At 62.9% G+C, this 11,611-nt stretch carries 9 protein-coding genes and 3 tRNA genes; 10 read left to right on the top strand and 2 right to left on the bottom strand.

Annotated features, from left to right (window positions below; translation table 11 throughout):
- Positions 1-81: 81 nt before the first annotated feature.
- The 7 genes from N5J73_RS22840 (at position 82) to N5J73_RS22810 (ending at position 8,007) form a co-directional block, all read left to right on the top strand.
- A complete protein-coding gene (locus tag N5J73_RS22840; RefSeq protein WP_049446489.1) occupies positions 82-597 on the top strand; it encodes a Tfp pilus assembly protein FimT/FimU in 516 nt (171 codons plus the stop codon).
- Positions 594-1,064: a type IV pilus modification protein PilV gene (pilV, locus tag N5J73_RS22835; RefSeq protein ID WP_049446490.1), complete on the top strand. Its 471-nt coding sequence runs from the start codon at positions 594-596 to the stop codon at positions 1,062-1,064. Before N5J73_RS22840 ends, pilV begins: the two co-directional genes overlap by 4 nt.
- A complete protein-coding gene (locus N5J73_RS22830) occupies positions 1,064-2,245 on the top strand; it encodes a PilW family protein (protein WP_049446492.1) in 1,182 nt (393 codons plus the stop codon). The genes pilV and N5J73_RS22830 overlap by 1 nt, the downstream gene beginning before the upstream one ends.
- Positions 2,235-2,744 (top strand): PilX N-terminal domain-containing pilus assembly protein, encoded by a 510-nt coding sequence (locus N5J73_RS22825; protein WP_307741273.1) that lies wholly within the window; start codon positions 2,235-2,237, stop codon positions 2,742-2,744. Before N5J73_RS22830 ends, N5J73_RS22825 begins: the two co-directional genes overlap by 11 nt.
- On the top strand, positions 2,741-7,420 hold the full coding sequence (locus N5J73_RS22820) for a PilC/PilY family type IV pilus protein (RefSeq protein ID WP_080354836.1): 4,680 nt from the start codon (positions 2,741-2,743) through the stop codon (positions 7,418-7,420). Before N5J73_RS22825 ends, N5J73_RS22820 begins: the two co-directional genes overlap by 4 nt.
- Before the next feature lie 23 nt (positions 7,421-7,443).
- Complete coding sequence (locus N5J73_RS22815) at positions 7,444-7,857, top strand: type IV pilin protein (protein WP_049446493.1); 414 nt, start codon at positions 7,444-7,446, stop codon at positions 7,855-7,857.
- 73 nt (positions 7,858-7,930) lie between these two features.
- Positions 7,931-8,007: transfer RNA gene (locus N5J73_RS22810), tRNA-Asn, on the top strand.
- Positions 8,008-8,067: 60 nt separating this feature from the next.
- On the opposite strand, the gene N5J73_RS22805 is transcribed toward N5J73_RS22810, so the two are convergent.
- Complete coding sequence (locus N5J73_RS22805; protein WP_049445151.1) at positions 8,068-8,592, bottom strand: GspH/FimT family protein; 525 nt, start codon at positions 8,590-8,592, stop codon at positions 8,068-8,070.
- Between the two features lie 128 nt (positions 8,593-8,720).
- Between N5J73_RS22805 and uvrB the strand changes: the two genes are divergently transcribed.
- The 3 genes from uvrB (at position 8,721) to N5J73_RS22790 (ending at position 11,100) form a co-directional block, all read left to right on the top strand.
- On the top strand, positions 8,721-10,745 hold the full coding sequence (gene uvrB / locus N5J73_RS22800) for an excinuclease ABC subunit UvrB (protein ID WP_049445148.1): 2,025 nt from the start codon (positions 8,721-8,723) through the stop codon (positions 10,743-10,745).
- A gap of 107 nt (positions 10,746-10,852) precedes the next feature.
- A tRNA-Val gene (locus N5J73_RS22795) sits at positions 10,853-10,927 on the top strand.
- Between the two features lie 98 nt (positions 10,928-11,025).
- A tRNA-Val gene (locus N5J73_RS22790) sits at positions 11,026-11,100 on the top strand.
- Between the two features lie 96 nt (positions 11,101-11,196).
- On the opposite strand, the gene N5J73_RS22785 is transcribed toward N5J73_RS22790, so the two are convergent.
- Positions 11,197-11,529, bottom strand: coding sequence for a hypothetical protein (locus tag N5J73_RS22785; RefSeq protein WP_049444505.1), 333 nt, complete (start codon positions 11,527-11,529; stop codon positions 11,197-11,199).
- Positions 11,530-11,611 lie beyond the last annotated feature (82 nt).

The following is an 11,611-nucleotide window of genomic DNA, read 5'->3' as shown; positions in this document are numbered from 1 at the left end:
GATTGACCGTTCATCCTGCCGCCGCTTGCCGGTGGCGGGGCGATGGCCCATCGTGGCCACCAACACGCTGGGGAGCGTCCAATGTCTTTGCGCCGGCAAAACGGCTTCACGCTGGTTGAGTTGATGGTCACGGTTGCCGTACTGGCGATCCTGAGCACCATCGCCTATCCCAGCTTCCAGAGTACGATCCGCTCAAATCGTGTGGCCACGACGACCAACGAACTGATCGCGTCGCTGGCGCTTGCCCGTTCCGAGGCGATAAAAAACACGCGTGGTGGGGCTGTATGCGCATCCACAGCGGGCAAAGAGTGTGATGGCAGCAGCTGGGCCGACGGCTGGATGGTCTGGGAGGATCGCAACGGCAACGGGGCGCTTGATTCCGGTGAGAACGTGCTGCGCTACAGCGAAGGTCGCCCGACCATGAAGTCCGCAACCGAAGCGTTGACCATCGGCTTCGATGGCCGTGGCCGCAATCGCGCCAACGCGGAAGTCGATGTGACACTGCGCCCTGAAAAGTGTGGCGAGCAGCCCCTGCAGCGAACGCTGCGCATATCGCCTACGGGACAGGTGCGGCTGTTGAAGGAGAGTTGCTCATGAGAAAGATCGGCTTCCAGCCGCACCGTGCGGCGCAGGGAGGTTTCACCCTGATCGAGGTCATGATCGCGATCCTGGTGATGGGTATCGGCCTGCTGGGCTTCGCGCTGCTGCAGACGATGAATGTACGGTTCGTGCAGAGCGCGAACTATCGCACCCAGGCCACCAACCTGGGGTACGAACTGCTTGATCAGATCCGTGCCAACCGGATCAACGCGCTCAGCTATGCCGGTACCTATGCTGCTACCACCGGCAAGGGGGACTGCGCGCCGTCCATCGGCAAGGATATCGGCAAGGATGACTTCACCCGCGACTGGCGCTGTCGCCTCGGCCGCGCACTGGGTGACTCGGCGTCCGGAACGGTGACTGTCAATGACGGCCGGGTACGGGTATCGGTCAGCTGGGGCGATGAGCGTTGGAATCCCGATTCGAAGGCTGACACCACCTTTGCTGCCGAGAGCCTGCTGTGATGACCAGAATGCGCTCCCGCCAAACGATGAGTGGCCTGTCGTTGATCGAGCTGATGATCGCCCTGACCATCGGCCTGATCATCATGCTGGGCGTGGTCCAGGTGTTCGCCGCTTCACGCACGGCCTACCAGCTGTCTGAAGGGCTTGCGCGGGTCCAGGAGAACAGTCGTTTCGCGATGGACTCCCTGCAACGCGAACTGCGCATGGCGGGGCACTTCGGTTGCGTGAACGATCAGGCGCATGATCCGCAGGGCACCTTGGCAACCACCTTTGCTGCGGGAGGACACCCCGCTCTGGACTTCGCGCGGTCGATTCAGGGCTACGAAGCAACGAATACCAAGCCGGGCGACGCAGTGACGTTGGCGGCAACGCCGTCAACGGGGGGCACCAAGTACTCCCCGGCGTTGCCGAGTGAGTTCGCCGCGGCCATCAAGAACCGGGTCGATGGCAGCGATATCGTCGCTCTGCGCTATCTGGTGCCGACCGGTGTGCCGGTCACCGCGGTAGCCGGAACGGTTGCCCAGCCGGTTTTCAGTTTTGATCCAAAACGTCTTGCCGTGCTTGATAGCGGAGTTACCGACCCGGGGCTGTTCGGTGTGGCCGACTGCATTTCCGCCACGGTCTTCCAAGCTCGTGCGATCGACGCAAAGGCCGGTACCGTGACAGTGGGCACTGCACCCAACAACGACGTGGCCATCGCCCGCAACTACCAGCCCGGCCAGGCGGTGCTGTATCGCGCCGAGACGTCCATCCTGTACGTGGGCTACGACGCTACGACCAAGCAATCGTCGCTGTATCGCCTTCGATTCACCGCCAAGCCCGGTGCTGCCCTGGTCGCGGGACCAGCAGAGGCGCTGGTCGAGGGCGTGGAGAACATGCAATTGCTGTATGGCCAGGATCACGGTCTGAGCACGGTGTCGCCGACCGGCTACATTGATCGCCAGGGTACCGCGACCGATGTTCAGGCCTCCATCGTGCCGGCCTCGCGTGGCTGGCAGCGCGTGGGCACGGTGCAACTGGGGCTGGTGGTGTCCAGTCCAGACCCGGCCGCATCTGTCCAGGCCAGTTCAAGCACGCCGCTGACCGCGCTCGGCGTGACCTACACCGCGCCTTCTGACGGCCGCATGCGCGCCGCCTACCAGAGCACGATCGCTCTGCGCAATCGCCTGTATGGCAACTGAGGCCACCATGCGTACCCATCCCGCCCGCCGCCATTCTCTGCATTCACCGCGTTCCCAGCGCGGCGCGGTGCTGTACGTCGTGCTGATCATGCTGGTGCTGATGGCCCTGCTGGGCATCGCCGGCATGCAGGTCACAAGCATGCAGGAACGGATGGCTGCCAACTATCTGCGCAGCAACGTTGCCTTCCAGAATGCTGAGGCCGACGCCCGGCAGACCGAGAAATCCATCGAGAAGGCGCTGGCTGACGGGGGCATCTTCAAGGCCAGCCAGGAGGAATGCAGTCCCTCCTACGATCCGCAGACCTGGGCCGATGGTCTCAGCGAGACCAAGTCCACTTATACGCGTCGCATCGACAAGTGCTTTGCAGCGTCCAGCCGGCGCACCGGCGGCCGACAGAACGAAGAAACCGGGAACATCTACCAGGTCACGGCGCTTGCCAGTGACGATCCCTCCAATGCGTCCGCCAGTGCGGTCATCGATACGATCTTCATCCCATGAACAGCGAGCGCCGTTTCCTTCGACTTCGTTCCTCCACCTGGCTGCGGGCCGGTGTGGGTGTTGCTGCGCTTGCCGGCCTTGCCGCGTTGATCATTCCGCTGCAGGCCGCGCTTGGTGACTACGACATCGCGCAGGAGCCGCTGTACAGCAAGCAGAGCCAGCCGCCATTGATGATGATGGTGATGTCGCGTGACGAGCAGCTGTTCAACAAGGCCTACAGCGATTACAGCGACCTGGACGGGGACGGGGTGCTGGACACCACCTACCAGGACAAGTTCGATTACTCAGGCTACTTCGATTACAACCTCTGTTACTCGTACAACAGCGGTGTCTTCAAGGCCAGTGCAGAGGCAAAGGGCGCCAACAAGCACAGCTGCAGCGGCGCGTGGTCGGGCAACTTCCTCAACTGGGTGACGATGAGTCGCCTGGATGTGATGCGCTACGTGCTGTACGGCGGCCAGCGCTTCACCGATACGAAGGAAAAGACGGTGTTGGAGCGGGCGCCGATCCCCAGCGATCTGCATGCGTGGGTCAAGGTCTACAGTGGATCGAATCTTCGCGAGTTCGCCAACCTTGCTGGAAGCGGGACAACCTTCAGCTTCTGCAGTGTGACCCGTTCTGCAACCGGGGCGCCGCTGATGCGCGTGGCCGAAGGTGCACTGGGCGAGTGGGCCTCGACGGCCAGCAACCAGTGCGATACCGGACGTGCCAGCACCGCCGATGGCTACGCGGACATTCCCCGCTCGGCCACGGACTACACCGTGCGCGTGGAGGTGTGTGATGCCAGCTCAACGGTGCGTGAGAGTTTCTGCCGCAAATACAACGATGGCATCACCGACCGTTTCAAGCCGGCCGGGCTGCTGCAGACCTACGGTGAGAGCGGGCGACTGCGCTTTGGGCTCGTGACGGGAACCTACGCCAACCCGCGGGATGGCGGTGTGCTGCGGCGGAATATCGGCAAGATCGCGGGCAATGGTACGAAGTTCTGCGGTGTGGGTGATGAAATCGACCTGTCTACGGGGCAGTTCTGCTACCTGAATCTGACGGGAAGCGCCAAAGCCGACGATGAGGGCGTGATCAATGCGATTTCAGGCTTCCGTCTGGACAACTGGAACTGGTCCAACAACTGGAATGACTGCAACACCTACGGCATCCTCAACCGCCAGGACCAGAAGGGAAATGGCAATCTGACCGATCCGGGAACCGGTGGCCAGAAGTGCAGCGCCTGGGGCAACCCATTGGCGGAAATGTATGCGGAAGCGCTGCGCTACATCACGGCGGGCTCCAAGGTCTACAGCGACAGCGGGGACCTCAGTGGTCTGCCGACCAACGTCAGCTGGAAGGATCCCTATCGCCTGCCTGCAGATGGTGGCAATTCCTATTGTGCGACCTGCAACATCCTGGTGCTGTCTTCGGGCCTGCCGTCCTTCGACAGTGACAACGTCGGTTCCGTGACCGGCCTTGTGTCTGCGGTATCCGCGACCGATGCAGTCGGCACGGCTGAAGGAATCACCGGCAAGAGCTACATGATCGGTCGCGTGGGTGATACGCCGCGCTACACCTCACTTGATACCCACAGCGATATCTGCCAAGGGCAGACAATCAGTGGCCTCAGCAAGGCGCGTGGCATCTGCCCCGACATTCCTTCGATGGAAGGCAGCTTCCTGATGGCGGGACTGGCCAAGGCCGCAGCTGAAACCGATCTGCGCCCCAACGTGCAGAACAAGCCAAGCACGTACAAGGTCACTGCCACCACCTATGCCGTTGCCATGGCGGAGAACCTCCCGCAGTTCGAGATCGCGGTGGGCAACAGCAAGATCGGATTGGCCCCCCTCTGCCAGGCCAACAATACCGGTGGCGCAACGGCAGCGAGCACCGGCTGGCGCAGCTGCTTCCTGGGCTCGGTCGGCATTGGCACCAAGCAGGCGAACGACACTGGCGGGAAGCTGGTCTATGGCCGTCCCTACCGGACAGATGCGAAGTCCGGCAGCTTCTCGCTGGTGTGGGAAGACTCCCTGTGGGGCAATGACCATGACAACGACGTCGTTGCCATGCTGAGCTACTGCGTGGGCGCCGCGTGCAACGATACCGGCGCCTTCAACAACATCTGCTGGCGTGCTGATGCAAAAGTGAGCAACAGTGCCGCGGGCAATACGCGACTGTGCGACTACACAACTGCAAACAAAGGGGTGGATTGGATTGGCACGACTTTGGCCGGCAAGGTCGAGGAGGATGAAGTGCTCATCCGGATCGAGAACCTGTCGGCGTACGCTGGCAACGCAATGCTGACGGGCTACACGATCACAGGCTCAAATGCCTCCAGCACCGTGCAGCGTCTGGCACTGCGTCCGGGCAACAGCAATGGCTCCGTGCTGACCAGCACAAACAACTTCCCGAGCAACTGGCAGAGGCCGGTAGTCATCAAGTACAAGGCCTCTACCACTGCGGCGGGCCAGCTGCAGAGCCCGCTGTGGTATGCCGCCAAGTACGGTGTCCCGGCCGGCAAGAAGTGGGACAGCAAGAAGCCAGGGGTGCCGGATAACTACTTCCTGGCACGCAATCCGACCAAACTGAAGGAGGCGCTGGAGGCGATCTTCAACAGCGCAGCGGAAGGTGATGCGCCGGTCGGTGGCAGCGGCAGTGGCGCGCGCATTTCGACCAACTCGTTCACCGTATCGTCCCACTACAGCGTGCCCTCTGGCACTGTGGACTGGACCGGTGATGTCATTGCCACGCAGGTCGATGGCCAGGGTGCGGATGGAGCCGTGCTGTGGAAGGCGTCCAGCAGTATCGGCAGTGCCACGCGCCGCATCTACATGGCGACGTCCCCGACCAAGACCGCGTCCGATGGCACGGTGACCCCGGTCAATGCGAACGAGTTCCTGGCCACCAATCTGCCGGGCAACGATGAGCGGGCGAAGCTGTCGGCATTGGGATTCAGTGACTCGATTCCTGCATGGTTCGCGAATCAGACCTCGACCACCCTGGTCAACTATCTGCGCGGCGCGGCGGTGAGCGGACTCCGTTCGCGTACTTCGCCGTTGGGTGACATCGTCAATTCCACCACCGAGATCGTCTCCAAAACGGATGACTTCGGCTATGCAGGCTGGGCGAGGCAGTCGACAGTCAAGTGGAAGGCGACGCTGGGCACGTCTTATGACACCTTCCTGAAAGCGAAGCGCGCGACCTCGGGGCCGCCGACGATGATCTATGTTGGCGCCAATGACGGGATGGTGCATGGTTTCAACGGTTCGAATGGAGCATCCGGCGGTACCGAAGAACTGGCCTTCATTCCGTCAGCTGCCATGCAGCACATTGCCGAGCTGGCCAATCCCAAGTATGGGCATCGCTACTACGTGGATGGCCCACTGACGTCGTCCGACGTCTACTACGGGGATGCCTGGAACACGGTGCTGGTGGGCACCACGGGTGGTGGTGGCTCCAGCAAGGCGCCCAATGCGACGAGCGTAGGCAATGGCTCCGTGTTCGCGCTGAATGTCAGCGATCCGACCGCGTTCGGTGCATCGAGTGTGTTGTGGGAAGTCTCGGGCAAGACAGAGTCGGATCTCGGGTTCGTGCTGGGCAAGCCGGCTGTGGTGGCGGTGAAGGGCGCCGATGCCAATGCTGCGCCGCGCTTCGTTGCGATCTTCGGCAATGGCGTCAACTCCACCAGCGGCAAGGCAGCGCTGTTCGTGGTTGATATCCAGACCGGCAAGGTACTCAAGCGGCTTTCGCCGGTAGGTGCCAAGTACGCGGCACGCAATGGCCTGATCAACATCGCCACGGTGGCGTTGAAGAACAATGACGGCATCACCGACACTGTGTATGGCGGTGACATGCAGGGCAATATCTGGAAGTTCGATCTTTCCAGCACCGATCCGACCGATTGGAACATTGCCCTGTCTGGAACGCCGCTGTTCACCGCTACGCGCAACAACAGCCCGCAGCCGATCATGAGCGGCATCGAGATCAGCACGGGTCCGGGCGGCGGCATCAGTCTGTTCTTCGGTACCGGCCAGTATTTCGCCGCCGATGACAATGCGGTCAGCAGCACCTCGCCAGTGCAGTCGCTGTATGGCATCTGGGATAACCTCGCCAGTGCGGTTGGCACGCGCGACAATCTGGTACAGCAGGTGATCACTACCGGCACATCGGCCAGCGGCTATCAATTGCGTGATGTCACCCGCAATGCGGTGAACTACGGTTCGGCCCGCGGCTGGTATGTGGACCTGCAGGCCGGATCGGCAGTCGAAGGCGAACGCTTCGTCGGCAACCCCCGTGTGCAGAACGGCATCGTGTTCTTCACGTCCTATGTGCCAGGTACCGCCATCTGCGGCAGCGGCGGTGGCGTGAACTGGCTGTACGGTCTGAATCTGCTGACCGGTGGTGGCCAGATGTCCGGCTTGAGCCCAACCATCGGCGGAGAAGCGCTGTGCACCGGCAACTGCGGTGGTGTCGCCCTGACCAAGAAGGGTGATCTCAGCCAAGGGCCGCCAGTGAAGGACACCAACATCTTTGTGCCCAAGCTTACGCCCTGCAAACCTGGCGACACGGGGTGCACGGTCGACAAGATGCTGCAGGCCAGCCAGTGTACGTTTGTGCTGCGTGCGGCCGGCGCCGATCCGCTTTACATGCCACGGCCCTGTGGGCGGCAATCGTGGCGGCAGATCCGTTGATGAATCCGATATCGAGGTTGCCCATGCATGTGTACAGCAGGCGTCGAACCGCCACCGGCTTCACCCTGATCGAGCTGATGATCACCGTGGCCGTGGTCGCCATTCTTGCTGCCATCGCGTTGCCTTCGTACCAGGCCTATGTGCGCAAGGCCAATCGTGCCCAGGCCAAGGCCGATCTGGTCGAGCTGGCGCAGATGCTGGAGCGGCGGCATACCGTGGAGAACACCTATGCGGGCATGACGCTGCCGTTCTCGCAATCGCCACGGGACGGTACCGCCAGATACACGCTTTCCTACGTGGGAACGCCGAATGGCACCTCCTTTACCCTCCAGGCGGCACCGACCGAGATCCAGAAGAAGGATGACTGCGGCACACTGACCCTGGACCAGGCCGGGCGAAAGACGCCGAATGCCAGCAAGGGGCCCGGATGCTGGTAAAGGGCAGGCCTTTGGGCGGCATCGCATAAAAGGCTTGCACTCCCCACCGAACGCTGGCTAAAATGCGCACCCCGCCCGAATAGCTCAGCCGGTTAGAGCACTTGACTGTTAATCAGGGGGTCGTTGGTTCGAGTCCAACTTCGGGCGCCAGATTCGAAAAAGCCGCGAGAAATCGCGGCTTTTTTCGTTTCTGCGTTGGCATTGCAGGCATCAGCAGGCGGTGGGCCTTTGCGGGCGCTGGCTCCTGACCCGTCCGGGGACGCTGATGATGACGCGGCTGTGCTCCTGCCCGTCCACGCACAGCACGATGGACTGGTTGGTGCCGGCATTGCGGCCGTCGGGCCGGAACCGCACGTCGGGCCGATGATCGCTGGTGCGCAGGTCGACATGACGCTGGCGTGTCCTGTGCACGCGCAGTTCCCTTCCGGCGCCGGTTGCGCTGTTGGCCGGTTCGACCTGTACCCGCCAGCCCTGGCGCCATGCCTGGTCGCAGGTCATGCCATCCGACGAGCCACAGACCGTCACGCGGCGGCGTTCGGTGATGGCGGCACTGCGTGCCATCGACAGGCTGGTCACCAGTTCGGCGCGCAGCGTTTCCGCCTGGAAGTGCCGCAACATGCGTTGCCAAGGGCCCCACGCCAACGCCAGCAGGACCGCCAACACCATGACGGCGATCAGGAACTCGATCAGATGGAGCCCGCGGTGGAGGCGGGCGGGGCGATGGCGAAGGGACATGCCTACAGCCTCGCCGTACGCCGGGGCGTTCACCATCAGGCACCGCCGCGCTCGCCTGCCCGGAAACCCCTCAGCGGGCCGTCACTCCATGCCCCGTATACTCACCATTCCCGGGAACTGGCACCACCATGAGCGACCGTTTTGAACTCGTCTCGCCGTACTCGCCGGCAGGCGACCAGCCTGATGCCATCGCGAAGCTGACCAGCAACTTCGAAGCGGGCATCGCCAAGCAGACGCTGCTGGGCGTGACCGGCTCGGGCAAGACCTACACCATCGCCAACGTCATCCAGAACGTGCAGAAGCCGACGCTGATCATGGCGCCGAACAAGACGCTGGCCGCGCAGCTGTATGGCGAGTTCAAGGCGTTCTTCCCGCACAACGCGGTGGAGTACTTCGTCAGCTACTACGATTACTACCAGCCGGAAGCCTACGTGCCGTCGTCGGACACCTTCATCGAGAAGGACAGTTCGATCAACGAGCACATCGAGCAGATGCGGCTGGCGGCGACCAAGACCCTGCTGTCGCGCCCGGATGCGATCGTGGTGGCGACGGTGTCGGCAATCTACGGCCTGGGCGCGCCGGAAGACTACCTGTCGCTGCGCCTGATCCTGTCCAAGGGCGAGCGCATCGACCAGCGCGACCTGATCAATCACCTTACCCAGCTGCAGTACACGCGCAACGAGTACGAGCTGCAGCGCGGTACGTTCCGCGTGCGTGGCGAAGTGATCGACGTGTTCCCGGCCGAGTCGGACAGCGAAGCGCTGCGCCTGGAGCTGTTCGATGGCGAGGTCGAGAAGATCACGCTGTTCGACCCGCTCACCGGCGAGACACTGCGCAACATGCAGCGCTTCACGGTCTACCCGAAGACCCACTACGCGACCACGCGGGAGCGTGTGCTGGCGGCGATCGAGACGATCAAGGTCGAGCTGAAGGAGCGGCTGGAGCAGCTGTACGCGCAGAACAAGCTGGTCGAGGCGCAGCGCCTGGCGCAGCGCACCCAGTTCGATCTGGAAATGATGGCCGAGGTCGGCTTCTGCAACGGTATCGAGAACTACTCCCGGCACCTGACCGGCAAGAACGCCGGCGAACCGCCGCCGACCCTGTTCGACTACCTGCCGGCCGACGCGCTGCTGGTGATCGACGAATCGCACGTGACCATTCCGCAGATCGGTGCCATGTTCAAGGGTGACCGCTCGCGCAAGGAGACCCTGGTCGAGTTCGGGTTCCGGCTGCCCTCGGCGCTGGACAACCGGCCGCTGCGTTTCGAGGAGTGGGAAGAGCGCTGCCCGCGCAGCATCTATGTGTCGGCCACGCCGGGCCCCTATGAGTACCGCGAGGCCGGTGACGAGATCACCGAACTGGTCGTACGTCCCACCGGCCTGATCGACCCGGTGGTGGAGATCCGCCCGGTGGGCACCCAGGTCGACGACCTGATGAGCGAGGCCAACGCGCGCATCAAGGCCGGTGACCGGGTGCTGGTCACCACGCTGACCAAGCGCATGGCCGAGAACCTCACCGAATACCTGACCGAACACGGTATCCGCGTGCGTTACCTGCACTCGGACGTGGATACGGTCGAGCGCGTGGAGATCATCCGCGACCTGCGCCTGGGCAAGTTCGATGTGCTGGTGGGCATCAACCTGCTGCGCGAAGGCCTGGACATGCCCGAGGTATCACTGGTGGCAATCCTGGATGCCGACAAGGAGGGCTTCCTGCGCTCCACCGGTTCGCTGATCCAGACCATCGGCCGCGCCGCGCGCAACGTGCGTGGCAAGGCGATCCTGTATGCGGACAAGATCACCCGTTCGATGCAGGCCGCGATCGATGAGACCGACCGCCGTCGTGCCAAACAGGTCGAGTACAACGAGGAGCACGGCATCGTGCCGCGCTCGGTGGCGCGTCCGATCGTCGACGTGCTGGAAGGGGCGCGTTCGGACGCCGCCGAGAAGGAAGCCAAGAAAGGCAAGGGCAAGGGCCGGGCGGGAGTGGCTGAAGTGGGGGCCGACTACCGTTCACTCAATCCGGCCCAGCTGGCATCCCGTCTCAAGGCGCTGGAACAGCAGATGTACCAGCATGCCAAGAACCTGGAATTCGAGGATGCCGCCCGCGTGCGCGACCAGATCCGGCAGCTGAAGGAAGCGAGTCTGGGCTGAACGCGGCAGTGCAGCATCTTCTTCACAAAAGTGTTGCGCTTCACGGCCGGCATCCGTAATATACGCGGCCTGCACCGACGCAATCGCGGACGTTCAGAAGCAAAAACGGGCGGTTAGCTCAGCGGTAGAGCACTACCTTGACATGGTAGGGGTCACAGGTTCGAACCCTGTACCGCCCACCACGAAGTCTCCGGAAGGGGGCTGTCGTGAACTGCAAAGCCCGGCCCTGGCGCCGGGTTTTTACGTAGCAAGGCCAGCTTTCGGGCGGCAAGAACAAGATGGGCGGTTAGCTCAGCGGTAGAGCACTACCTTGACATGGTAGGGGTCACAGGTTCGAACCCTGTACCGCCCACCACCTGGCTCCCGGCATTGCCGGTGCAGCGGTGGATCACGATGGAAGCCGGCCTTGGGCCGGCTTTTTTCGTTTGCGCCGGTGGCCTGCAACCCGCGGTCAGCGTTGGGCCACCCATTCGTCGATGCTGATCATGCGCTGCAGCCGCCAGTGCCCGTCCACGCGTTCCCAGACCTGCGCAAAGCGCGCCGAGCCGTCGCGCCGCTGCGGGGTGTCGGCCTGCAGCGGCTGATTGCCCACGCGCAGTACGCGATCCTGGCGTAGCCGGTATAGCTGCAGGGTTGCCGGATCCGCTTTCCGATCCGGTATCGATGATGTTTCTGCCTGCCCGGCGTCGGCCTGCAGGATCTGGCTGCGCAGGGAGGCATCCCCGGCGTCGGTATCGCGGCCGAACAGGCCGGCGCACAACAGCAGCAGGGCAAGCATCGGCATGGCACGGTGCTCCGGAGAAGGGAGTCCAGCGTGGCACTGCCCCCTGCGGTGTGAAACCGATTTGCGACGAAAGCGGGTAAAG

Source organism: Stenotrophomonas sp. GD03654 (genome assembly GCF_029845105.1).
GTDB lineage: Bacteria > Pseudomonadota > Gammaproteobacteria > Xanthomonadales > Xanthomonadaceae > Stenotrophomonas > Stenotrophomonas africana.
The sequence above is the reverse complement of the archived record's forward strand: the minus strand, read 5'-3'. Positions and strand labels throughout refer to the sequence as shown.